At 41.4% G+C, this 24,917-nt stretch carries 16 protein-coding genes and 1 pseudogene; 7 read left to right on the top strand and 10 right to left on the bottom strand.

Features of this window, described 5'->3' with window-relative positions; all coding sequences use genetic code 11:
- Positions 1-240 precede the first annotated feature (240 nt).
- On the top strand, positions 241-1,296 hold the full coding sequence (gene mnmA / locus RMY64_RS27490; protein ID WP_322673361.1) for a tRNA 2-thiouridine(34) synthase MnmA: 1,056 nt from the start codon (positions 241-243) through the stop codon (positions 1,294-1,296).
- 215 nt (positions 1,297-1,511) lie between these two features.
- Positions 1,512-1,658, top strand: a pseudogene (locus tag RMY64_RS27485) (carbohydrate kinase); the annotation flags it as partial.
- A 1-nt stretch (position 1,659) separates the two neighbouring features.
- On the opposite strand, the gene RMY64_RS27480 reads toward RMY64_RS27485, so the two are convergent.
- Together RMY64_RS27480 and RMY64_RS27475 are read right to left on the bottom strand one after the other, a co-directional pair.
- Entirely contained in the window at positions 1,660-2,877 is a 1,218-nt protein-coding gene (locus tag RMY64_RS27480; protein ID WP_322673360.1) for an McrC family protein, read from the bottom strand.
- Complete coding sequence (locus RMY64_RS27475; protein WP_322673359.1) at positions 2,868-4,298, bottom strand: McrB family protein; 1,431 nt, start codon at positions 4,296-4,298, stop codon at positions 2,868-2,870. Before RMY64_RS27475 ends, RMY64_RS27480 begins: the two co-directional genes overlap by 10 nt.
- Positions 4,299-4,553: 255 nt before the next feature.
- Between RMY64_RS27475 and RMY64_RS27470 the strand changes: the two genes are divergently transcribed.
- Positions 4,554-5,294, top strand: coding sequence for a dienelactone hydrolase family protein (locus RMY64_RS27470; RefSeq protein WP_322673358.1), 741 nt, complete (start codon positions 4,554-4,556; stop codon positions 5,292-5,294).
- A 26-nt stretch (positions 5,295-5,320) separates the two neighbouring features.
- On the opposite strand, the gene RMY64_RS27465 is transcribed toward RMY64_RS27470, so the two are convergent.
- From RMY64_RS27465 to RMY64_RS27450, 4 genes are read right to left on the bottom strand one after another with little or no spacing between them, the layout of a single operon-like run.
- A complete protein-coding gene (locus RMY64_RS27465) occupies positions 5,321-6,277 on the bottom strand; it encodes an N-acetylglucosamine kinase (protein WP_322701671.1) in 957 nt (318 codons plus the stop codon).
- A gap of 14 nt (positions 6,278-6,291) precedes the next feature.
- Positions 6,292-7,563, bottom strand: coding sequence for an AmpG family muropeptide MFS transporter (locus tag RMY64_RS27460; RefSeq protein WP_322701670.1), 1,272 nt, complete (start codon positions 7,561-7,563; stop codon positions 6,292-6,294).
- A gap of 30 nt (positions 7,564-7,593) precedes the next feature.
- Positions 7,594-8,856, bottom strand: a complete 1,263-nt coding sequence (locus RMY64_RS27455) for a glutathionylspermidine synthase family protein (protein ID WP_322701669.1) — start codon at positions 8,854-8,856, stop codon at positions 7,594-7,596.
- 7 nt (positions 8,857-8,863) lie between these two features.
- Positions 8,864-9,175, bottom strand: a complete 312-nt coding sequence (locus RMY64_RS27450) for a hypothetical protein (protein ID WP_322701668.1) — start codon at positions 9,173-9,175, stop codon at positions 8,864-8,866.
- Positions 9,176-9,368: 193 nt separating this feature from the next.
- Between RMY64_RS27450 and RMY64_RS27445 the strand changes: the two genes are divergently transcribed.
- Together RMY64_RS27445 and RMY64_RS27440 are read left to right on the top strand one after the other, a co-directional pair.
- Positions 9,369-12,353 carry a valine--tRNA ligase gene (locus tag RMY64_RS27445; protein ID WP_322701667.1) on the top strand — a complete coding sequence of 995 codons (2,985 nt, stop codon included), beginning with the start codon at positions 9,369-9,371 and terminating at the stop codon, positions 12,351-12,353.
- A 159-nt stretch (positions 12,354-12,512) separates the two neighbouring features.
- The gene (locus RMY64_RS27440; protein WP_322673352.1) at positions 12,513-12,947 is read left to right on the top strand and encodes a hypothetical protein; all 435 of its coding nucleotides are present in this window, start codon (positions 12,513-12,515) and stop codon (positions 12,945-12,947) included.
- A gap of 108 nt (positions 12,948-13,055) precedes the next feature.
- Here RMY64_RS27440 and RMY64_RS27435 read toward each other — a convergent pair whose 3' ends face one another.
- Entirely contained in the window at positions 13,056-17,813 is a 4,758-nt protein-coding gene (locus RMY64_RS27435; protein WP_322673351.1) for a beta strand repeat-containing protein, read from the bottom strand.
- 97 nt (positions 17,814-17,910) lie between these two features.
- Positions 17,911-18,150 (bottom strand): DUF4915 domain-containing protein, encoded by a 240-nt coding sequence (locus tag RMY64_RS27430; protein WP_322673409.1) that lies wholly within the window; start codon positions 18,148-18,150, stop codon positions 17,911-17,913.
- A gap of 730 nt (positions 18,151-18,880) precedes the next feature.
- Here RMY64_RS27430 and cysC point away from each other — a divergent pair.
- Entirely contained in the window at positions 18,881-19,453 is a 573-nt protein-coding gene (cysC, locus tag RMY64_RS27425; RefSeq protein WP_322673408.1) for an adenylyl-sulfate kinase, read from the top strand.
- A 31-nt stretch (positions 19,454-19,484) separates the two neighbouring features.
- Here the strand turns inward: cysC and RMY64_RS27420 are convergent, their stop codons facing one another.
- The gene (locus RMY64_RS27420; RefSeq protein ID WP_322673350.1) at positions 19,485-21,476 is read right to left on the bottom strand and encodes an AarF/ABC1/UbiB kinase family protein; all 1,992 of its coding nucleotides are present in this window, start codon (positions 21,474-21,476) and stop codon (positions 19,485-19,487) included.
- 347 nt (positions 21,477-21,823) lie between these two features.
- Between RMY64_RS27420 and recN the strand changes: the two genes are divergently transcribed.
- Positions 21,824-23,572 (top strand): DNA repair protein RecN, encoded by a 1,749-nt coding sequence (recN, locus tag RMY64_RS27415; RefSeq protein ID WP_322673349.1) that lies wholly within the window; start codon positions 21,824-21,826, stop codon positions 23,570-23,572.
- A gap of 51 nt (positions 23,573-23,623) precedes the next feature.
- On the opposite strand, the gene RMY64_RS27410 is transcribed toward recN, so the two are convergent.
- Complete coding sequence (locus RMY64_RS27410; RefSeq protein WP_322673348.1) at positions 23,624-24,298, bottom strand: VOC family protein; 675 nt, start codon at positions 24,296-24,298, stop codon at positions 23,624-23,626.
- Positions 24,299-24,917: the final 619 nt, after the last annotated feature.

Below are 24,917 nucleotides of genomic sequence, written 5' to 3'. Positions count from 1 at the left end.
AACTATATAGCGTTAACGTAAAGTTACCTCATCTACGTGGCAAAAAATACATCTGTAATTAATCTTAGATGAAAGCTGTTTACGGACGCGATCGCTTCCGTTATGGATGGAAGAAACAAATCAAATTCTCTTCCCTCCTGCCTCCTACCTCCTGCCTTTAAAACTGAAGCGCTTTAGTAGCAAGGCTTTGAAGAGTATATGCTACAATTGGACAACCACGCATATCGTGTCGTGCTTTGTATGAAAAAAGTCGTCGTTGGTCTTTCTGGTGGCGTTGACAGTTCTACCGCCGCAGCTATCCTGCACCATCAGGGCTATGAAGTGATTGGTTTGACTCTTTGGCTAATGAAAGGCAAAGGTCAATGTTGCTCTGAAGGTATGATCGACGCGGCCGAACTCTGCGAACAATTGGGTGTTCCCCATCAAGTTGTGGATATTCGAGATGTCTTTCAGACGCATATTGTCGATTACCTGGTGACTGGTTACAGTGCGGGTATTACACCTTTGCCTTGCTCCCAGTGCAATAAAACGGTGAAGTTTGGGCCAATGGTGCAATATGCTCGTGAAGAATTGGGGTGCGATCGCATTGCCACCGGTCATTATGCCCGAATTAGCTATGACGAAGCAACTGGACGTTACCAGTTATTAAGGGCTGTTGACCGCAATAAAGATCAGTCATACTTCCTCTATGATTTGTCTCAAGATTTACTAAGAGCAACGGTATTTCCTCTAGGGGAACTAGAAAAAACTGACACGCGCCGCATTGCAACTGAATACGGACTGAAAACTGCTGATAAACCAGAAAGTCAAGACTTATGCTTAGTGGAAAGTAACGGTTCCATGCGGGCATTTTTGGATAAATATTTAGCTCCCAAAACAGGTGATATTGTCGATGTTACAGGCAAAGTTTTGGGACAGCATGATGGTGTGCATCATTACACCATTGGCCAGCGCAAAGGCTTGGGAATTGCTGCTGCCGAACCCCTGTATGTGATTGAATTAGATGCGGAAAATAATAAAGTAGTAGTAGGCGATCGCACCAAGGTAACTCAGCCAGAATGCACTGTAAATCGGGTAAATTGGGTTTCCATTGCCGAACCATCTACCCCAATTCATGCCGAAGTGCAAATTCGCTATCGTTCAACGGCTACACCAGCGACGGTGATTCCGTTGGAAAACTCCCGTGTGCGTTTGGTGTTTGATGAACCCCAAATCAGCATTACCCCCGGACAAGCGGCGGTATGGTACGACGGCGAGAAAGTGTTAGGTGGCGGAATTATTGAACAGTTTAGTTAAGAATCACCCCTTTGTAGAGACGTCGATTTATCGCGTCTCTTCCCTTAACCGAACCGTCTTGGATGATACACCCTTTTCATCAACAAAACCATAATTTTCGTAATAATTGCCTTTTATAGAATTGCCAAAGGCTTAACCTCACTTCTTGCGGTATTTGGAAAACCTCTCTCTAAATCTGTCTCCTAAAAGGCTACGGTGTACACACAGTGTATTAAGGCGATCGCTTTCCGATTAACGATCCCAATCTACCCCTACGCTTGTCACCACGCCCAAATAATCCAGTAGAATTTTTGCATGGGTTGTTAGAAAGCATTGCCCGCATAGAAGCGCGAGGGTATGAATTATTACAAGAAATGCGAGCAATTATTGGTGTGAGTTCTGAGAGATTAAGAGAAAAAGGTTTTTTAAGAAGGTTTGACCTGCGCGATCGAGATTATCATCTAGGGAAAAGGTGAGGCTGCGGACTCGGATTTGATCGCTTTTAACATCTAGTGGCTGTGTCAAGTCTTTGGGGTATATCAAAAAGGCTTGCTTGCATTTTGTTGTGTTGGCGTAGCTGATCATTTGATGAATATCTGTATATCCTGCCTGTTCTGGGGCTTTATACTTTGTATCCAAAACTGCTATTGTGTTGCCAGTAGCAGCATCACACAGTAATATATCTATATTGAAGTGCCTATTTTGACTAATTTCTATTGGATGTTGCTGTTTGAAAAAATAGCCTTGCGGCGTGTTTTTCTTAAGCCATTCTGCAACAAAAAGTTCATATAAATGTGCCATATCGACGAGAAAGGGTAGGGTTTTGTAATTTCCCCTTTCATGACTGGGACTACTATTTTCTAAAAAGAATCGACATAAGTTATGTAACAGTTCATAGTCGAGATTGAGGCGATTATACTGTCTGGCGATACAATCTTCTGCGCTACAAGGTTGCAGCGTTACTAATCCTTGTAGAGCGTGATAAGCTTTTCGTATTGTTGGTGATACTCTTTCTGAACATAAACTGCTACGACCAATGATATAAAGTGTCCATGCCAAGATTTGATTTTCTTTAACATCAGCCGTATGTTCTTCGTAATTGCATTTAAGTTTAACATTCCACGGCTTTTGAATTATCTGTTGCACATCTAGCCTTCCCCGCACATAAGAAAGCTGCTGTGTTTTAGGCAAGTAAGTACGATATAATCCTTTGCGGCATCGTTCTAAAACTTTATCGGCTAAGATATGAGCCAGATTATTATAAAAATTCTCTAGAGATTCACAATCCATCAGCCCTTCGAGAAAGTGAAACCCTTTTAAATTGTAGGCATATTCCAGCATTCCGAAGAGGTTTTGGATAGGCACTTTCGGATTTATTTTTAGATGCAACTCAGGAGTGGCAGGAATGTAACCTACCCATCCTTTAGCTTTCAGTTGCCACTGATATCCTGTTCTTAAGTTAGGAAATTCTACATCAACTTGATTTTCATATTTCTGATATAACTCCATTCCAGCTAATTCGTCTATTTCATCACGCTGAAAAAAGTTAGCTTCGTATTCTGTAAGTTCAATAATTCTTGGTTGTGCTGGGTTTATATGCATAGTTTATTCTTGATTTCATCCCAGCGAAACTTATCTACTTTTTCTAGCTGGTTAAAAAAGTATTCTTCTAAATATGGTTCAATTTCCATGCGCCATATATCTTCTATATCTTCACGTAGGCTGTCTGTTAAAAAGAAGGAAATACCAATTTCGTAATTTTTATCTGCGATCGCCTGATTTAATTGCTGTAAAATGTTAATTAATCCCTCTATTGCAAAACCTCTTCTTCGGTGATAATTTCGCAGCACCTCATAGTTTGAGCGAAGTTCAATAAATGCAAAGCGGCGGCGTAGGGCATGATCTATATTGGCAATAGACCTATCTGCTGTATTCATTGTCCCAATAATGCGGACATTTTCTGGAATGCGAAAGGTGTTACCACCAGCTAGTGGAATTTCTCTATTTCGGTACTCAAGTAAGTACATTAGTTCACCAAAAACTTGTGCGAGATTAGCACGGTTTATTTCATCAACGATCAAAACACAAGTGCCTTGGCAAGACTCCGCCTTTTTGCAGAATTCTAAAAAGCGCCCTGGAACCAACGGATATGTCAATTTCCCATCTTGACTTTGGGGGCGGATACCTTGAATAAAATCTTCATAAGAGTATGCTGGATGAAATTGCACTAGTTCCGAAAAACTATTACTACCGCCGATTAAGTGTTTTGCAAGTTTTTCAGCTATAAAGGTTTTGCCTGTTCCAGGTGAACCATATAAAATTGCTTGACCTTTACGATTAATTGTGTGTATCCAGCTTTCTAGCACTAGTTGGGAAACTCCAGTATCTTCAGTACATTTGTTTAAGCTATAAGGTTCACTTATGGTTAGATTAATATCAGGTATTACCTCCTTAGATACTGCTTGTAAAAATAACGGAAGATAATGTTGAAACCATTCTTTAAACCTATTAATTAATTCTTCTTTAGATGAATTTAATATTTCTGTTTTATTAAAATAACAACTTTCATGAATCTGTGGAAAATCAAATGCATATACATCTTCAGCAATTATCTTTGCTATCATTATAGGATTGATTTCTAAAATATTTTTTGCAAGAAAGGAACCTGCATTATTTATTAATCTTATGTCTATACCTGAATCTATTAACTCTATACTTAACAATGAAAATATATCTAAATATTTGTATAGGCGAAATTTACTAGGAGAAACTAATATATAAATATCTACCTCAGTTCGTCCATTGTCTGTTGTTATATAAAAATTCTTGGCAGCAATTTCAGTTGGTATTTCTTGATATATAAAGTCGCAGAATTTAATAAATGGAGTTTTTACTATGTTTAAAAAATCTTTATATTCTTGAGAATTATAAATATTATTATCATTGTGCTTATTTTTGTATTGTTGAATTACTTTAAAGGTATTTTCAGAGAAAAATGTTTTTTCTTCGTGATTATTATCCATAAAAAGTAAAAATTGCTAATATTTTATGTTATAAATCGTTTCAATGTACTTATTGAATAAATAAAACGCTAGCGTAAAAATACTTAAAGTAATAAGATATGCTTTCTTAGTAGTTTCACAACAAATTTTCACTGGGTATATTAAACGATCGCAGTCATAGTAAAAGAATGCCAAATTGTGAGTTGAAAGTAACCGGATGCTGCGGCGCTATAGTGTAGAAGCTAATGACAGCAAGCGTAACACGGAGACAAAAAAGTGCAAATCACTAAGCGCAATGTTGAATTAAGAGTAGATGGCAGCTTAATGCGTGTTTATGTAGCGGCTCCCAAAGCAGCAGGAAAATACCCTGGTATTGTCTTCTACAGTGATATTTATCAGTTAGGCGATGCAATGATTCGTCTAGCTAACTACTTAGCAGGATACGGCTATGTAGTAGCAGCCCCAGAAATTTTTCACCGAATTGAGCCAGTTGGTTTAGTAATTGAGCCAGACGATCTGGGACGGATGCGGGGTAATGACGATGCGCGTCGAACCTCGGTAGCTGATTATGATGCCGATTGCCTTGCTGTGATTGAATTTCTGAAAACAGAGACTGCGGTTTCTCCAAATAGAATAGGCACTCTCGGCTTTTGTATTGGTGGACATTTAGCTTTTCGCGCAGCATTTCAAAGCGAAATTCGGGCTTGTGTTTGCTGTTACCCTACTGGTATTCCCAGTGGTAAACTGGGTAAAGAGGTAGCCGATACAATCCAAAGGGTAAGTGAAATTAAAGGCGAGATGCTAATGGTGTTCGGTACTCTTGACCCTCATATACCAGATAGCGATCGCCAAACCATAATCAAAGCAATTGAGAATGCTAACATCCCTCACCAAGTTTTCTTATATGAAGCAGAACATACCTTCATGCGCGACGACGGTTATCGTTATGATTCTAGTGCTAGCACCGCAGCTTGGTCTGAAATAGTAACTTTTTTGGGGCGCATATTTGCAGACTGAAAACTCCTATTATTGCTTTCTTCGCGTCAATTTTGAGTTGTTTGCAACGCTAATAACCCAGCACCATAAGCAGGTTCATACCTCGGAAATATCACCTTTACATTAGGAAACTTCTTAACAAGAGACGCTGCAAATCTTTCATGGATTTTGCATCTACCGCACCATACACTTCCTGTTGTAACTACTTCTAAAATTGAGTCGGCAGTAAAAATTGCATCAATTACTGTAGATGTAGCTTTTACTAATTCTTTTACAGCATCATCAATTATCATATTCGCTACTATATCACCTGACGCTGCTGCAAAATCTACAACTGGTGCTAAAGCAGCTATCTGTTTAACTCCCCATTCTCGGCGATATACTACTTCTATTAAATCTTCTATACTTTCCAAATCAAGATAATGTTTGAAATCCACTATCAAACTCGTTGGAATCTCTCGTCCATCATAAGATTTTAATGCTGCGTTCATGCCTGCGATCGCAATTTTATAAGCGCTACCTTCATCTCCTAGAATATACCCCCAGCCGCCGACTCGCTTAGTATGTCCTTCATGATTTCGGCCGAAAACTATCGAACCAGTACCGGCTGCAACCACAATTCCTACAGGCTGACCAATTCCACCAACTAAAGCAATCAAAGCATCGTTACAAATTATAATATTTGTTGGCTGTAATGCCCAAGTAATAGGCAATTTGTTATTCTGTAACTCTTTAACTAAACCTTTCATTACTTCGATATCTGTTGCACGACCTACACCTGCTAAACCCAGACATATCGCGTCAATATTCACAGTGTTTGTAATTATTACTGCCTCAACCGCATTGTAAATTGCAGATTGAATAGATTGTAGAGTGGCTTCGACACCTATACTCTGATAGTTAGATGGGCCTGCTTCACCACGGCCTAGCACCTGACGCAAATCATTCATCAAGACACAAACAGTCTTGCTACCGCCACCATCTATTCCCAAAACATAACTCATAAGTTGTAAGAAAATTACTTATTTTGATGCTTCGGTTTTTCTTTTAAAGGAATAAAAAAGAGAGCAATCATTCCAGGAATTGTGAGAAAACAGATCAAGACAAAAAATAATGGATAGCCAAGTGCTTTTTGCAGATAACCACTAACTAATCCGGGTAACATCATTCCTAAAGCCATAATGCCAGTAGATATGGCAAAATGAGAAGTTTTATATTCGCCTTGGCAAATATACATTAAATAAACACTAAAAGCTGTAAATCCAAAACCATAGCCAAATTGCTCCAAGGAAACCAAGGGATACACTAATGTTAGTGAAGGCTTAGTGTAAGCCATATACACATAAAATACATCAGGCAAATTCAATGCTAAAGCCATAGGAAATAAACATTTTTTTAATCCATATCTAGAAATTAGCAAGCCTCCTAAAATTCCTCCACAGATTAGGGATATTACCCCAAATGTTCCGTAGACTAATCCGACATCTGATGTTGATAGCCCTAAACCACCTACTTCTGGTTTGTCCAATAAAAATAAAGAGGCTATCTTCACAAGCATTGCTTCGCCAAGTCTGTAAAGCAAGATAAATGTTAAAATATTTATAATTTTATCTTGAGCAAAATATGAGCTAATGATTGACCAAAAAGGTATATTTTCCCTAGCTTGTATTTGTCGTTGGTTATCTGATTCAGGTAAAGGTAAAATTAGGCGATGGAAAATAAACAGGATTGCTAGAATTAATGCTGAGAAACCAATAGTTATAGTCCAGCTTAAAGGAATATTATTCAGAGACACTTCAAGCTGACCTGCTAAGACTACTAATATTCCAGAGCCAAAAATGACAGCCATTCGATAAAACAGCGAGCGAATGCCAACAAATAAGGCTTGTTGTTCTGGAGATAAAGCCAGCAGATAGAAGCCATCTGTGGCAATGTCATAAGTTGCAGAAATAAATGCTCCTATTGTTAATGTCGCAAGGGAGATGAAAAAGAAATTTGGCAGTTGCAAGGAGAAGGCTATCAAACCCAAACAAGCGAACATTGCAAATTGGGTACAAAGTATCCATTGACGTTTGGTAGAATAAATATCGACAATTGGGCCCCAAAACATTTTGATGACCCAAGGTAGATAGAGAAAACTTGTCCACAAGGCAATTTGAGTATTATCTATTCCGAGCTTTTTGTAAAAGATTACGGAAACTGTATTGATGATGATGTAAGGTATGCCAGAGGCAAAGTAGAGGGTGGGTATGTATATCCAGGGCGAAGGGGTGGTAGTTTGAGGTCTCATATTTGCCTCTAATTATCGGTGTTATTAAAATTAGCATCCAATAGGACACCAATAAGATAAATTATCTGTAATTTCCCCTTCAGAAAGGCGGATTCCTACACCTCCAGATATAAATTTGTCATTACCATTGTTATATAGCCAAGCTCCCCAAACTTGAGTCATTGACTTGCCATCAATTTCTAATTTAGGAAATTCTAATAACTCTTGATAGACATAATTCTGTTGTGTATACCAAGGGTCATTATTACTACTACACACAGAGATATTTCCTGAATTAACTGCAAATCCTCCTTCACCTTCTCTTCCTAAAATAGGTTTGGCAAAGTATGAATTACCTATTGCTGTTGCACTCAGTGATGTTTTAGGAAAATATTCCCAGACTGTTCCAGCATCTTTCCCAGAAAAAAAGTCATATCCCAAATCTGTAATTAGGGCAAATATACTCTTTGGTTGCAGTGCAAAGGCAGAACCAAAGTTCACAATCACAATTTTATTCTCAAAAATTAATTGCTCTAGAGCCGGCCATAATCTTTCACCTTTTTCATCAGTATCATGGATTAGCCATTCCACTGGATACCACATAAAAAGTATATCTATTGGTTTTTTTGTTCTCTGGTCAAATAGATACTCACCATCTTTGATGCCAAGATATTCTAAGGGTAAAATGGTACTTTTGGACTCCAAGTGATTTCTTAGCCATCGCATAGTACCTAAATCTTCGGCATTATTCAAAGCTGTAAATGTTACGCGACAGTCTGTAATTGGTTTACCCAAATTTAATGCGGCTCTATTTACATGCTGATTAAGTGTTATTTTTAAGAGTTTTTGAGCATTTAAATCTGGTTCTTGCAATCCAAAATGTCTGGCGACTTTATTATTGCCATCCGTACACTCAAACCAAAAACTAGGAGTTTGGGGATTAGTTTCTACTACCTTTTTTATCCCCGTTTCTTGATTCCAGCACCAGTCAAGACGCATACAAAATGGTGCGAGGAAGTCATATTTAACTAACTTGATAGTAGCTTCCGGAAATCCATAGTAAAGTAGTGTATCCTCATCAAGAGTGCGAATAATTTGCCACGCTTGGGTTAAAACACTACCGACTAATTCCGATGCTTGCTGGATTTCTTGTATCGTCTGCGGTAAAACTTTATGGCAATAATAAAGAGCGTAAGGTGTTTCTTGGTCAGTTAGAGGTATACCTGTTCCTTCTTCAATAGGAGCAAAGTTATACCAACCCATTTTCATTGACTGAAATAGACGCTTTCGTTGAGGACTGTTGAAAATATTCATAACTCTCTTATCCACCCGCATGACCACCGCGACCGAAACTACCAAAACCACTACGACCATTAGCAGAACCTCTGGAAGTCCCGGCTTCCGATGAATCACCAAAACCGGGTCTTGTAATGCTACTCCCACCAGAGTAACCACTCGATCTGCCGCTACTATTAGATGAGGGTGAACAGTTATTGGGTTGTTGTTTAGCGTTCGGCGACGTTGTGGAGATGCAATCTGACTGTCTTGCTTCTGGGGTTGTCGCACAAGAAGCAAGTAGCGATACAGTCATAACGAACACTATGAGTTGAAATAAACCTGGTTTCAATTTCATGAGTCTTTCTGGATGAATATACAGATGTCAGTTACGGAATTTATGCAAGATAACTACAAGGGTCAAAAATAGATTTCGCATTTCCAGATAGATTTTTTAAGGGTATATCTACGATTTAGAGAATTGCTAAACAAACCCTCTCCAACCCTGTGGCAAAATTTATTAGAGTCCTTCCATAGTTAGTTTGCCCAGCATGACCGCAACCATTCCCAATCTCCCCAGTCTCTACGACCCCTTTTCCACTGAAGCCAAGTGGCAAAAATTCTGGGAAGACAACCAAGTTTACAAAGCTGACCCCAACAAAAGCGGCGAACCCTACTGCATCGTCATTCCACCGCCGAATGTCACTGGCAGTTTGCACATGGGTCACGCTTTTGAAAGTTCCTTGATTGATACCCTCGTGCGCTACCACCGGATGCAGGGACGTAATACCCTATGGCTACCCGGAACTGACCACGCCAGCATCGCTGTGCATACTATGCTGGAAAAGCAACTCAAAAAAGAGGGTAAGACTCGCTACGAATTGGGGCGCGAGAAATTCCTAGAACGCGCTTGGCAATGGAAGGCGGAGTCTGAGGGAACGATTTTGAATCAGCTACGACGCTTGGGTGTCTCGGTGGACTGGTCACGGGAAAGGTTTACCCTGGATGAGGGTTTATCTAAAGCTGTTGTCGAGGCGTTTACTCGCCTTTACGAGGAAGGCTTAATTTATCGTGGTGAATATTTAGTTAACTGGTGTCCTGCTTCGCAATCGGCTGTGTCTGACGTAGAAGTAGAAAATCAAGAGGTGAATGGAAATCTCTGGCACTTCCGCTATCCCCTCACCGATGGTTCCGGTTTTGTAGAGGTGGCGACAACTCGACCAGAAACGATGCTGGGTGATACGGCTGTAGCGGTTAATCCCAATGACGATCGCTACAAACATCTCATCGGCAAAACTCTCACTCTGCCAATTCTACAACGAGAAATTCCGATCATTGGCGATGAATATGTTGACCCGACTTTCGGCACAGGCTGCGTGAAGATAACTCCCGCCCATGACCCGAACGATTTTGACATGGGTAAGCGTCACAATCTGCCGTTTATCAACATTATGAACAAAGACGGCACTCTCAACGCCAACGCTGGGGAGTTTCAAGGACAAGACCGCTTTGTTGCTAGAAAAAATGTGGTTTCTCGCTTAGAAGCAGATGGCTTTTTGGTGAAGATAGAAGATTATAAGCATACCGTTCCCTACAGCGATCGCGGTAAAGTACCTATTGAACCCCTCCTCTCAACTCAGTGGTTCGTCAAAATTCGCCCCCTAGCTGACAACACTCTCGAATTCCTCGACCAGCAAACTTCCCCAGAGTTTGTCCCCCAACGCTGGACTAAGGTTTATCGTGATTGGCTAGTAAAACTCACTGATTGGTGTATCTCTCGCCAATTATGGTGGGGACACCAAATTCCAGCTTGGTATGCTGTCAGTGAAACGGATGGACAAATTACCGATAACACGCCCTTTGTCGTGGCAAAATCGGAAACCGAAGCTTGGGAGAAAGCTAAATCACAATTTGGCGAAAATGTCAAGCTAGAACAAGACCCAGATGTGCTGGATACTTGGTTTTCTTCTGGACTGTGGCCGTTTTCGACTTTGGGCTGGCCGGAACAAACTCAAGATTTAGCAACTTACTACCCGACTACTACTTTGGTAACAGGCTTTGATATCATCTTTTTCTGGGTAGCCAGAATGACAATGATGGCTGGGCATTTTACGCAGCAAATGCCTTTCCAAACAGTTTACATCCACGGCTTGGTGCTGGATGAAAAAGGTCAGAAGATGTCAAAGACCAAAGGTAATGGTATTGACCCATTGTTATTAATTGACAAATATGGTACTGATGCCCTGCGGTATACCTTAATTAGAGAAGTGGCTGGCGCTGGTCAAGATATCCGCTTAGAATACGATCGCAAAAAGGATGAATCAGCATCTGTAGAGGCATCCCGCAATTTTGCAAACAAGTTGTGGAATGCTGCCCGCTTTGTGATGATGAATTTGGATGGACAAACGCCGCAACAATTGGGGAATCCAGTAGCCACAGAATTGAGCGATCGCTGGATTATCTCGCGGTATCATCAAGTTATCAAACAAACCACTAACTACATCGATAATTACGGTTTAGGGGAAGCAGCAAAAGGACTCTACGAATTCATCTGGGGTGATTTCTGCGATCAATATATTGAACTAGTGAAATCTAGATTGCAAGCAGATGCCGATCCAGTATCGCGGCGGGTAGCACAGCAAACCCTCGGCTACATACTAGAAGGGATTATGAAACTGCTTCATCCTTTCATGCCTCATATTACCGAAGAAATTTGGCAGACTCTCACCCAACAATCAGCAGATTCCCCGCAAACTTTACCATTACAAATCTATCCCCAGATAGATGCAAACTTGATTGATTCAGATTTAGAAGAACAGTTTGAATTACTGATTGCTACTATCCGCACAATTCGGAATTTGCGGGCTGAGGCGGATATTAAACCAGGGGTAAAAGTAACAGCGAATTTGCAAACTGAAAGTGAAAAGGAGCAGGAAATTCTCACTGCTGGACAGTCTTATATTAAAGATTTGGCGAAGGTTGAGACTTTAACTATTACTGACAAGCAAGAAAACCAAACTGTTGCTGCGAAAAAACCTCAAAGGGGTTTGAAGACAATCAGTTTAATTATCGTGGCTATTATCTTTGGTAGATTGGGTTTAGCTGCGGGAAATGCCATTGATGACATTCCCATCGTCGGAACTTTCTTTGAACTAGTTGGTTTTGGTTACACAGCGTGGTTTGTTAGCCAAAATTTACTCACTGCTCAAGCTAGACAAAAGTTATGGAGACAGTTTTTTCCGCAGAAAGAATTAGAACAACCACAAGAACCAGAAAATGCGATCGCAGGTGTAATTGGTACAATACAGGTGCTAATTCCTCTAAGCGGTGTGGTAGATATTGAAGCTGTACGTGCCAAACTAGAGAAAAGCTTGAGTAAAGCTGAAGCTGAAGTTGAATCCCTGAGTACCAGATTAAACAATCCTAGTTTCGTAGATAGAGCTAGGGCTGATGTGGTACAAGGGGCGCGGGATGCCTTAGCAGAAGCACAGAAGCAAGCTGAAATTTTGCGCGAGCGTCTGAAGGGGTTGTCGTAGCGATCGCCTGCGTGGCTTAGGATAACTGTAATGGGTAATCGGATTATTAATTCCCAATTACCCGTTACCAATTAACAAGATCCAAATCTCAATTCTAGGACTTATTATTTTATTAAAATTTTTTAATTTTTAATTTTGAATTGGAGCAAAGCGACTCTCATGCTATATCTAGCCCAGGTGCGTAAAAACGATTTTTTAGACCAGCACCAGTTACGCTTGTTGGCGCGTCAAGAAGCTGATAACTTGTGGGCGATAATTCCAGAAGAGGCTTTCATTCTGCTAGGGAAGGGAAAAGTTATGAGTGAAAACTTGCTTGTTTTAGTAGAACTTTCTCCTACAGGTGACATTGAAAGAATAGAAGACGCTACCAACTGGGTACTCCATCTAGTACAAAGCTACCTCACCATCGGCATTACCCCAGAATTTTTACAGCATGAAGCCGAACGAGCAGAACATTGGCGACAATCCCTGACATTGCAAAACCAAGACTTAGCGCGGCGTTCCTTAGAATTGGAAGCTCGTCGCGAACAAATTCAAGCCTTAGAAGAAAGCCTCAAACGCGAGAAAAACGGTTATTCCCAAGAAGAAAGTTAAAAGTTTGCAATTGTATTGGCTATAAAGCCACAGTACCGCCAAAGTATAGGGACGCGAAATTTCGCGTCCCTACGTCGGTTGATACTAGGTTAATTGTCTTAGCTTTCGTTAGACAATCACAGTAATATTTGTATTACTAAGCAGTGCTTTATTCGATAACTGGGCTATTTGAACTTGTACTGTACCACCCAATCCATCTTTATCAAAGAATAGGTTGCCCGTACTTTGATTGTAGATGAAGCGATCGCTTGCTGTTGTAGCGATCGTACCAAGTCGGAACAAGCCCGAATCGAGTGTCGTATCCTGAGATTGGGTCAGCCCGAATTCCGCCTTAGAAATGAAGATAGTATCATCTCCAACAGTAAAATCAGTAATAGTATCATAGCCTCCAGTGCGGGTATCAGTCAGATATAAGCTATCTTGTCCAGCTCCACCAGTCAGCGTATCTTTACCAATTCCACCAAAAAGGCTATCGTTTCCTACATCGCCTAATAAGCTGTCATTACCTGAACCACCAAAGAGGTTATCATTACCATCTCCTCCTGATAACGTATTAGCCCCAGTATTTCCAATCAGGATGTTATTAAGGCCGTTACCAGTAGCAGTGATTGCCCCAGTTCCAATCAGGGTCAAATTCTCTAGGTTATCTCCCAAGACCCAATTTACCGAAGAGTTAACTAAATCTGTGCCTGCATTTAAGCCTTCAACAATAATATCGCTAACATTGTCTACAGTGTAGATGTCATTGCCGACTCCACCATTGAGACTATCAATTCCTGTACCTCCATCCAAGGTGTCATCGCCTGTACCACCCAACAAGGTGTCATTGCCTGAGCTACCAAAAAGGTTATCGTTACCATCTCCTCCGGTCAAGGTGTTCGCAGCAGCATTTCCGACCAGGATGTTATCAAGGCTGTTACCAGTACCAATTGTCGCGCTTCCAGTCAGGGTCAAGTTCTCAAAGTTCTCTCCTAATACCCAATTCACAGCAGACTTGACTAAATCTGTGCCTGAATTTAAGCCTTCGGTAATAATATCGCTAACATTGTCTACTGTGTAGATATCATTACCGGCTCCACCATTGAGAGTATCAATCCCTGTACCTCCATCCAAAGTATCATCGCCTGCACCGCCTAACAAACTGTCATTACCTGAACTACCAAAGAGGCTATCGTTACCATCTCCTCCGCTCAACTTATTAGCACCAGTATTTCCAATCAGGATGTTATTAAGGCTGTTACCAGTACCATCGATTGCTCCGGTTCCAGTCAGGGTCAAGTTTTCCACGTTATCTGCTAACACAAAACTCACGGAAGACTTAACTAAATCTGTGCCTGCATTTAAGCCTTCAGTAATAGAATCGTTCAGGTTATCTACAGTATAAATGTCATTGCCGGCTCCACCATCAAAACTGTCAGTTCCTAAACCTCCATCCAAGGTATCATTACCTGCACCGCCCAATAATGTGTCATTGCCTGAGCTACCAAAGAGACTATCGTTACCATCTCCTCCGCTCAACTTATTAGCACCAGTATTTCCAATCAGAATATTATTAAGGCTGTTACCAGTACCATCGATTGCTCCGGTTCCAGTCAGGGTCAAGTTTTCCACGTTATCTGCTAACACAAAACTCACGGAAGACTTAACTAAATCTGTACCTGCATTTAAGCTTTCAGTAATCGTATCACCGAGGCTGTCTACGATATAAGTGTCATTGCCAACTCCACCATTAAGACTATCAGCTCCTGTACCTCCATCCAAGATGTCGTTGCCTACACCGCCCAATAATGTGTCATTGCCTGCATCACCCAATAAGGTGTCATTGCCAACTTCTCCGCTCAAGATGTTAGCACTAGTATTTCCGGTCAGAATATTATTAAGGCTGTTACCAGTACCATTGATTGCGTCGGTTCCAATCAGAGTCAAGTTTTCCAGATTATTTCCCAACACCCAACTCACCGAAGACTTGACTAAATCTGTGCCTGCACTAGTAGATTCAATAATAGTGTCGCCAATGGTGTCCACAATATAAGTGTCATTGCCTTTACCACCAATGAGACTATCGTTACCTGTACCACCATCTAAGAAATCATTTCCATCGCCGCCATCAAGCGTGTCGTTATCACCTAGTCCGTTGAGCGTGTCATTGCCCAGCAATCCTGAGATGATATCCATGATCGCCGTACCATTCAGGCTGTCTGCACCTGAAGTACCATTAATCAGATTGAATTGATTAATGGTCAAGTTTACAGTGGCAGTACTGCTGCCACCCTGGCCATCACTTATGGTATAAGTGAAGCTGTCGGAGCCATAATAGTCTGGGACAGGGGTATAAGTGTAAGTACTATCAGGATTTTTAACTAAGCTTCCTTGGCTAGGTTGGGTAAAGCTAGTAATGCTCAATACGTCATTGTCCGCATCTATATCATTGCTCAACAGAGTCGTAGCGTTAATGATAATAGGTGTGTTTTTGTTTGTGGTGATGCTGTCGTTAACAGCGACAGGAGCATCATTCACCGCCGTAATATTAATATTGCGGGTAATGACGGTACTACTAACAGTCCCATCATTAACTATAAAGCTGACAGTACGAGGTGTGAGACTGGGATTATCACTGCTGTTGGTATAAGTAATGGAACGCAGTGCAGTTTGATAATTAGCAACACTAGAACTGCCAGTTAAAGTTAAGACACCTGTGCTGCTGTTATAGCTGCCTGTAATCTCATTTTGATTGATAAAGGTGAGGGTATCTTGAGCAGAGACAAAACCACTGGTAATGCTGATAGTGGCACTAATCAGGTTGGGGGAGTCTACATCACTGACGATGATGGCTGAGTCGATGGCTGTAGTGGCGTTCTCTGTATATGCCAGGGCAGAGTTAGTGGCAGTGGCAATGGGCGCATCATTCACTGCCGTAAAATTAATAGTGCGGGTAATAGCTGTACTATTATCAATCCCATCATTGACCGTAAAGCTGATAGTACGAGGTGTGAGACTGGGATTATTAGTACTGTTGGTATAAGTAATGGAACGCAGTGCAGTTTGATAATTAGCAACACTAGAACTGCCAGTTAAAGTTAAGACACCTGTGCTGCTGTTGTAGCTGCCTGTAATGCCATTTTGCTCAGTGAAGGCGAGTATGTCTTCGGCAGAAACAAAGCCACCGCTAATCTTGACAATGGCACTAACTAGGTTAGGGGAGTCTACATCGCTAACGATGATGCCTGAGTCAATGGCTGTAATGGCGTTTTCGGTGTACAGCAGAGGAGAGGTGGTGGCAGTAGCAACGGGCGCATCATTCACCGCCGTAATATTAATGTCACGTGTTAGAGTTTTACTACTAACATTCTCGTCATTAACTATAAAGCTGATGGTACGAGACGTGAGACTGGGGTTATCACTGGTATTGGTGTAAGTAACCGAACGCAGTGCAGTTTGATAATTAGCAACACTAGAACTGCCAGTTAAAGTTAAAACCCCTGTGCTATTGTTGTAGCTGCCCGTAATCCCATTTTGGTTGGTGAAGGCGAGGGTATCTTGACTAGAGATGAAACCACTGGTAATACTGACGGTAGCAGTAGCCAGGTTGAGGGAATCCTCATCGCTGACAGTGATGGCTGAGTCGATGGCTGTAGTGGCATTCTCAGTGTATGCCAAGGGAGAGACAGAAGTAGAGGTGATTATCGGAGGAATGCCACTTTTGTATAGTTGGGCATATATTCCCCCCTGATTATCTATTTCGTCACCCTGGGCTATTGCCTCGTCTTGACCATAGCTAGTCCAGGAAATCACAAAGTCCCCCTTTCCATTCATCGCTACTGTAGGAGTACTTTGGTCGTTGGGGGTGTAAGTATTGACCTGAAATTCGCCCCCTTGAGGCACCCCATACCGATTGTAGCGTTGAGCATATATCCCAAATCCAGACTTATCCTGATTATCGCTTTGCCAGGAAATGATAAAGTCCCCATCTGCATCCATCGCTATTCTGGGGTTAACTTGGTCGCTAGTGGTTTCACTATTGACCCGAAATTCGTTCCCTTGAGTCTTCCCATCACTGCTGTAGCGTTGGGCATATATCCCAAATCCAGAACTATCCTGATTATTGCTTTGCCAAGAAATAACAAAGTTTCCATTTTCATCCACCGCTACTGTGGGGTTAACTTGACTGTCGATGGTTCTAGTATTGACCTTAAATTCTGAGATGTCTTTAGCATTCCCATTACTGTCGTAGCGTCGGCCATATATCCCATTGCCAGACAAGTCTTGACCATTGCTAACCCAGGAAATGATAAAGTCCCCCCCTGCATTGATTGCTACTGTGGGGTAATATTGAGCTTCGGTAGTGTATTTATTAACCTTAAATTGGTCCCCTTGAGCCGCCCCATAGCTGTCGTAGAGTCGGGCATATATCTCAAAACCAGACCCGTCCAGATCAAAGCTAGTCCAGGAAACGACAAAGTCCCCCCCTGCATTCATCGCTACTGTGGGGTTCAATAGCAAACTGTTGATATCGGTATTGACCTGAAATTCGTTACCATCAGGTTCGCCATCACTTTTGTAGCGTTGGGCATATATGCCATTGCTAGACCCGAACTCATCATAACTAGTCCAAGAAATAATAAAGTTTCCAGCTGCATCTATCGCTACTGCGGAGTTAGATTGAGCGGTGGTGGTGGTGGTATTGACCTGAAATTCGTTACCATCAGGTTCGCCATCACTTTTGTAGCGTTGGGCATATATCCCATTACTAGACCCGTTCTCATCAAAACTAGTCCAGGAAATGACAAAGTTCCCAGCTGCATCTATCGCTACTGTGGAGTTAGATTGATTGCCAATGGTGGTGGTATTAACTAGGAATTCAGTCATGAAAAAACCTCTAAAAAAACTAAAATTTTGATTTCAACAATTACGGTCTGATTAAACAGATTTCTTAGTCATTAGGAATCACTGCACTCGGTCGCAGTCAATAATTCAACTCTGGTGCAGTAAATGCTTGGCGGATTTCTTTTCGTTCCTGATTCAAAACCATCGGACGCTGTACACCAGCAAGAAACTGTACATCATAAAGTTCTTGACAGCCTGCGGTGAACTTCAGCATTCCCACCTGTTGCCCATTTCGTAAATCCACGACTGCCACGCCACAGAGCAACTGCTCAAATCGTTGGGTTATGGGCAATCCTCCGAAAATATGCCGTTCCCGAATCCTATCACCTCAATTAAGCAGACAAGTTGCTCAGAGGAACTGATTAAAGGTGAACAAATTTATGCCAAAGTGTACTAGTGATTGATGTCATTAGTTTTGATGAGTTGTGAAAGTTTGTAGTCAGGGCTAAAACCCTTGAAATTGACTGATAAATCGTTCACTACGAAACTCTCAGAATTGATGACACAGACCACTAAGCGTGCCATCATTGTCAATAAACAAGCTTGTACCAGAAACTTAAAGGAATCGACCCCAGAAAATAGGTCGCGCCGCCATAAAGCTGCACTGGATCTAACTTTGCAGATATTTTGAACTTAGTTTTTTATAATGTCCTAGCGGTAAATATTGTTTGGTAATCTACTGTTATAATAAAGACTTTTCCCTTTAAAAATAAACTGTATATATACTGAATGTAAAAATTAGTTAAAACTTCAATAATTTAAAAACTCGATCGACAAGTTTTATTACTATGACGGCAAATTGCGTTGTTAGGGTAGAGAAAATGCGTAGATGTAGCTTGTCGTATACATCCCCATGCTTCGTATTAAATATTTAGCCTAAATACGTATAACTATGCGATTTTTCACTCGAAATCAGTAGAGGTAAAAGTAGCAAGTTTGACATAGGGTACCTTGTAATTGCTGAAATTCCTGCTAAAAAGGATTATAAAAATAAAATTACTATTTGACTCACAATTACTTAAAAAAGTTTTTTTAGTGTGCCATTTAAAATTTACGACGAAAGTAGGATGAGGCAACAAGAGTGTGGTGTAACAGTATGGTTCACTGGTTTAAGTGGTGCAGGTAAAACTACTATCTGTCAATTCGTGGAGAAGGAACTGCGGATACAGGGATACAGAGTTGAAGTTCTAGACGGTGATGCGGTACGTCAAAACCTATGCAAAGGATTGGGTTTCAGTAAAGAGGATCGAAAAGAGAATATTCGGCGCATTGGCTTTGTAGCTCAACTTCTTGCCAGAAATAATGTCATTGTATTGGTTTCGGCAATTTCACCGTATCGCGCAATTCGGGAAGAAGTGCGCCAAATGGCTCCATTTCTCATTGAAGTTTACGTCAACGCATCATTGGCAGTTTGTGAACAGCGAGACGTAAAAGGGTTATATAAAAAAGCAAGAGCTGGAGAAATTAAGCACTTTACTGGTATTGACGATCCTTATGAAATACCACTCTGCCCTGAAGTCGAATGTAAAACTAACCAGGAAAGCGTTGCTCAAAGTGCAACTAAGGTCTTAGAAAAGCTAGAAGAGTTGGGTTATATAGTTGCTAGAATGAATGATTTATGAGTTAAATAAAGTTTTTAACTCATAACTTTTATTAAGATGCTAATAATTGCCGAATTAACCTGGCCACAGCTTTCTGCGTGAAGCGGTTGGCAATTTGTTGACCTAAACGTTGTACATCTGAATTTACCAATAACTGAGCAATTTGGGATGTAAGTTGCACTGGGTCAAAACCTCTTGTTTCTCGGAGAATACCTAATATACGTTTGATATGCTCCAAGGTTTGCTGTTGCTCAACTGTAGCTGCTGGAGTTTTATTAACTGCTGTCAATCCTACCCGTTCTCGTAACAAGGAGGTAAAGTTATGTAAAACATTTTTACCTAAAGCATCGAGTCCGTTAACAGATTCATCTACTAGCTTGTCACGAATAAAAGCACCGCGTTCAGATGATAGAAATTCTATCCCCTGATTTAGCACTAAATTAAAGTTGTAGTCTTGACTATTACGCGCATTTTTTAACAAGTTTTCTAAACGATTCCAGCGAAATTTGCCATCTTTAAATAGCAAATCTTGCAATGATGCTCTTAATTGCGGTGCTGGGTCTGTTAACAGACGTTTAGAAACGTAGGGATAAGCTTCGCTAAGAACTTTAAAGTTTGGATCTATATATATTGCAATACCTTCGAGCGTCACCAGGGAACGAATAATTAAGGCGTAGTAGGGCGGTACGCGGAAAGGATACTCATACATCAAGGCTGATAGTTCATCGGTGATGCTTTTAATGTTGAGTTCGGCAACGCTGGCTCCTTGGGCATCAGCAAAAACTCTAGCAAAAGCTGGGATAATTGGTGTTAAATCGGTTTCTGGTGATAAGAAATCTAACTTCACGTAGTCTTTTGCTAATCCTTCAAAGTCGCGGTTGACAACGTGGACGATCGCTTCTATCAAACCATAACGCTGTGGTGGCTTAATCTCGCTCATCATCCCAAAGTCGAGATAAGCTAATTTGCCATCGGTTGTCGCTAACAAATTACCAGGGTGGGGATCTGCATGGAAAAATCCATGTTCTAGCAGCTGGCGCAGGGAACACTGCACACCCACTTCAATGAGATAACGAGCATCTATCCCTTGGGCACTAATTTCTTCTGTCTGGGTTAATTTAGTGCCGTTAATCCACTCCATCGTCAGGACGCGACGATTGGTATATTCCCAGTAAATTTTCGGTACGTATACGTCTTTTATATGACCATATAACTCGAAAAATCGCTCGGCATTTTCACCTTCATGGATGTAATCCATCTCTTCAAAAATGCGATCGCCTAATTCATCAAGAATCCCAACTAAGTCACTTCTTACCCGTTTGACTTTTTTCTGCACCCAAGCGGCGAGGTTACGCAAAATATACAAGTCAATGGTGATTCCCTCTCTTAAGTCGGGGCGTTGAACTTTAACAGCTACTTCTTCACCAGTTTTTAGCTTACCTTTATACACTTGCCCCAATGAAGCCGCAGCAATTGGCTGTGCCGAAAGTTCGGCGTAAACCTCTTCTGGAGGTGCGCCTAATTCTTCTTTAATAAACTGGTAAGCAATTTCGTTGGGAAAAGGCGGTAATTGGTCTTGTAATTTAGTTAATTCTTCTAGGTATACGGGAGGAACTAGATCCGGTCTGGTGGATAAAGCTTGTCCAATTTTGATGTAAGCAGGCCCTAATTGGGTCAGCAATACTCGTAGCTGAGTGGCTCGGCGGCGGTCATTTTTAACGACAATTCCCCGTTTACTATCCGACCACAATCCAAACACAAAGGATAGAGTTGGCCCCAACACGGCAAAAATCCGCCGTAAAACTTGCACTTTTCTATTTCGATAATGCGCCGCTATGCCCACGGGATCGTAAAGCGTCTCAGGTTGGGCTGCTGTTCTCACCTTTTGGGCTGCTAAGAGTCTTGGTGAGCGTACAACTAACGTTGATGTACCATCTTCTGGCACTACATCAATAACATTTAATTCGTCGCCTCGGCGATTTGTGCCGTTGCGACTGTCCTCCTGAATCGGTCGGGAACTAGGGGGAAGTGTCTTAACAATCATGAAGAAGGCCACCAGTCAGAACGATCACATTAAGTATTGTAACAATATGTTTAGAAATTGGGTATTGGGAATGGGGCATTGGGTATTGGGCATTGAAAGAGGCAGAGGGGCAGGGTGCGGGGGGCAAAGGGGAAAATTCTCCCTTGCTCCCTGCTTTCGTTCGACTACGCTCACGGCAAGCCTGCTCCCTTGCTTCTTTCCCTGCTCCCCACTCCCCACTAGTCTGCTACACTTAAACGGGCATACTACTTCAATAGTATTAGGTATTGCTAGTTGCTCAGAGATGAGACTTATTATCCTGTAAATTAGAATTATCCGGCATCTGCCCTCATGGAGAATTTGGCTTGATGTTGCTTTGCCTGCGAATTGAAAACTTTGCCCTAATTGACCAATTGGAATTAGAATTTGGCGCGGGACTAAATGTGTTAACAGGTGAAACCGGCGCTGGAAAATCGATTATCTTAGATGCCATTGATGCTGCTTTGGGCGGTAAAGTCTCTAGTAGAGTCATTCGCACGGGGACAAGTCGGGCGATGGTAGAAGCTACTTTCACCTCAAACGCTCCTTTAGCCGCTTGGTTGACCGAACAAGAAATAGATTTGCTTGATGAAAATTCTGTAGTCATTAGCCGAGAAATCACAGCCACTACGAGTAATGTCCGCAGTCGATCGCGAGTGAATGGTGTGTTGGTAAATCGACAGATCATGGCAGGAATGCGCGATCGCTTGGTGGAAATCACCGCCCAAGGTCAAACTGTACAAGTGGGACAATCTGCCCAAGTCCGCGACTGGTTAGATTTGTATGGGGGCGACTCTCTCATGCAGCAACGTCATAAAGTCGCCGCAAGCTTCAGTGCTTACCAACAGGCGCATTTAGCACTAGAAAAACGCCGGACATCGGAACGGGAACGATTGCAACAACTCGACTTGCTTACTTATCAAGTGCAGGAATTGGGAGCAGCCAATCTGGGCGAACCTAATGAATTGGAACAGTTGGGACAAGAACGGGAACGCCTGAATCATGTCGTCGATTTGCAACAAATGAGTTACAAGGTTTATCAGGCTTTGTATCAAAACGATCATGAAACTCCCGCCGCAGGTGATTTATTGGGAGACAGTGAGGCGACATTAAATGACATGGTGGAATACGATAACCAACTACAACCCCTATTGGAGTTGGTACGGGACGCGCAAGCTGCGGTAATGGAAGTGGGAAGGCAAATTAATGCTTATGGAGATGGTTTAGAAGCCGATCCGCAGCGATTGGAAGAGGTGGAAGAACGGATTCAGGAGTTAAAGCAAATTTGTCGTAAGTATGGGCCGACACTACAAGAAGCGATCGCTTACTACCAACGTATCCAAGCAGAATTAGCCCAACTTAACGACAGCGAACAATCTATCGAAAGTCTGGAACAGCAAGAAAAGGCCTGTTTTGATAAACTTACCCAAGCAAGTAATCAGTTAACTCAATTGCGGAGTAAGGCGGCGGCTAATTTAGAATCACGTTTGATCGCTGAACTCAAGCCCCTAGCGATGGAAAAGGTGAAATTTCTGGTTGAAATATTACCAGCTTTCCCAACTGCGATGGGAGCAGATAAAATTACCTTTATGTTTAGTTCCAACCCCGGTGAACCACTGCAACCTTTAACAGAAGTTGCCTCTGGTGGTGAAATGAGCCGTTTTTTACTGGCGCTGAAAGCTTGTTTTTCTCAGGTTGACGTAGTTGGGACAATGGTATTTGATGAAATTGATGTCGGGGTTTCGGGAAGGGTAGCCCAAGCGATCGCGGAAAAATTATACCAGCTAAGTCAACGCAACCAGGTGTTATGTGTTACCCATCAACCTTTAGTTGCGGCAATGGCCGATCGGCATTTTCGGGTAGATAAGCAAACTATCAATCAAGGTAAAGGTAAAAAAGCCAACAATGATAATGACGAACAGCGTACCGTTGTTAGAGTTACTACCTTGGATAATTTAAACACCCGTCGGGAAGAACTAGCGCAGTTGGCTGGTGGTAAATCTGCAACTGATGCGATCGCTTTTGCAGAATCTCTATTATTACAAGCTGCTAACCACCGTAGCACGAAGCATACTTGACCAAATAGTTACGAATTACTAATTACTAATTACTAATTACTAATTATAAATTTAGGCTGCCAATTCTGAAAGCCGTAAACCAGCAATATTCTCACAGGAAAAAGTCTCTTTGCCCATACATCGCCGACAGATTAGCTCTATAATTTGCCCTGCCCAATTGCGGAAAAACCATTGGCACAAGGAATCATCTTCTTGAGGTGTTAAAGACAGAGGAATAAAACCTTTCTTCTGCCATACTTCTGCTGCTGTATAGATATCATCAACAAGAATTGCAACGTGATGGACAGTATTAAAACCTTGCCGTTGGAATAAGCTAGCAATCTGTTCATCTGGTGCGTTAGGCGCAAGCAGTACCAAAATCATGCCTGACGGCATTAAGGCTGAGAGAAAGTACATACTAGCATCTTCAGGCAATAGGTTTTGCTCAGGACAAAAATCATCAGGCCATTTTCCTGGCCCTTCAGTAATTTTGGCATCATAGTTAATCAGAGCTTTAGCATAGTCTGTAAGAGCTTCTGAATCAGGAAACAACAGTACATAGTGATCTACAATAACTCGTTCACCAAAGAGATGTATGCAAAATGATGAGTTGAGAAATTCTGGAGTCTTGCACCCATCTTTATACAATAGCAATCCATCATTTTCTACAAAAGGCGACTCCTTATTCATTGAAGTTTTGGCTAAGTTAAAACCTTTTCTAGGATTTAATGGAAGGTTGTTGTTCATAATGCTCACCTATAAAAACAATCTATAGCATTTATTCAAATTTGAGGCTTAGAAACAAGGTTTATATCTACTATTATAGTCAAATACTTTGAGCTAATCTCAGACACCCGCAAGGCAATTATAGTAACTAATAATACTAACTGTCTCTAAACTGGCGCCGAATAATTCTTAACTTATCTCTTCCTTTTATTCCCGATGAAAGCTACGTAGTAGCTTGTCTCTTTGTATTCTTCTGAGCGAGACGCTGCACCTAGCAAGCCAGGAACAGCTTTGTTGCCCTCCCACTTTAGATAATTTTTCAAGTATACGAGCAATCTGTTATTTGAAATTTTTAAATACAGCATTATAGTCTCTCTACTCATGAAGCCAATTTGTCAAGTCCGATCTATACAAATTTAAATGAGTTTATCCTGCAAATTGCAATAGAAAAAGTATCTAAAGATTTGACATAAGCATCTAAAGATTTTTCATTGCATAGAACGGTAAGTTTTTATATATTTTTTAGGTAAATAGCATTAATTACAAGTGTTTTTTGGAGTTAGTAAATTTCCTAAAAAAACTCTGTAATATCAAGTTCGGATGATTACTTATAATTAAGCCGATCTGGTTTTTGGCCACC

This window comes from Nostoc sp. DedQUE08 (assembly GCF_034530895.1).
Taxonomy (GTDB): Bacteria; Cyanobacteriota; Cyanobacteriia; order Cyanobacteriales; family Nostocaceae; genus Nostoc.
This window is presented reverse-complemented; position numbering and strand designations above follow the sequence as displayed.

What these genes read in the sequence shown, in the direction of transcription:
- mnmA (WP_322673361.1), top strand. Translation starts at nt 241, where the DNA reads ATGAAAAAAGTCGTCGTTGGTCTTTCTGGTGGCGTTGACAGTTCTACC.
- RMY64_RS27480 (WP_322673360.1), bottom strand. Translation starts at nt 2,877, where the DNA reads ATGCATATAAACCCAGCACAACCAAGAATTATTGAACTTACAGAATAC.
- RMY64_RS27475 (WP_322673359.1), bottom strand. Translation starts at nt 4,298, where the DNA reads ATGGATAATAATCACGAAGAAAAAACATTTTTCTCTGAAAATACCTTT.
- RMY64_RS27465 (WP_322701671.1), bottom strand. Translation starts at nt 6,277, where the DNA reads ATGAGTTATGTTTTGGGAATAGATGGTGGCGGTAGCAAGACTGTTTGT.
- RMY64_RS27460 (WP_322701670.1), bottom strand. Translation starts at nt 7,563, where the DNA reads ATGAGACCTCAAACTACCACCCCTTCGCCCTGGATATACATACCCACC.
- RMY64_RS27455 (WP_322701669.1), bottom strand. Translation starts at nt 8,856, where the DNA reads ATGAATATTTTCAACAGTCCTCAACGAAAGCGTCTATTTCAGTCAATG.
- RMY64_RS27450 (WP_322701668.1), bottom strand. Translation starts at nt 9,175, where the DNA reads ATGAAATTGAAACCAGGTTTATTTCAACTCATAGTGTTCGTTATGACT.
- RMY64_RS27445 (WP_322701667.1), top strand. Translation starts at nt 9,369, where the DNA reads ATGACCGCAACCATTCCCAATCTCCCCAGTCTCTACGACCCCTTTTCC.
- RMY64_RS27440 (WP_322673352.1), top strand. Translation starts at nt 12,513, where the DNA reads ATGCTATATCTAGCCCAGGTGCGTAAAAACGATTTTTTAGACCAGCAC.
- RMY64_RS27435 (WP_322673351.1), bottom strand. Translation starts at nt 17,813, where the DNA reads ATGACTGAATTCCTAGTTAATACCACCACCATTGGCAATCAATCTAAC.
- RMY64_RS27420 (WP_322673350.1), bottom strand. Translation starts at nt 21,476, where the DNA reads ATGATTGTTAAGACACTTCCCCCTAGTTCCCGACCGATTCAGGAGGAC.
- recN (WP_322673349.1), top strand. Translation starts at nt 21,824, where the DNA reads ATGTTGCTTTGCCTGCGAATTGAAAACTTTGCCCTAATTGACCAATTG.
- RMY64_RS27410 (WP_322673348.1), bottom strand. Translation starts at nt 24,298, where the DNA reads ATGAACAACAACCTTCCATTAAATCCTAGAAAAGGTTTTAACTTAGCC.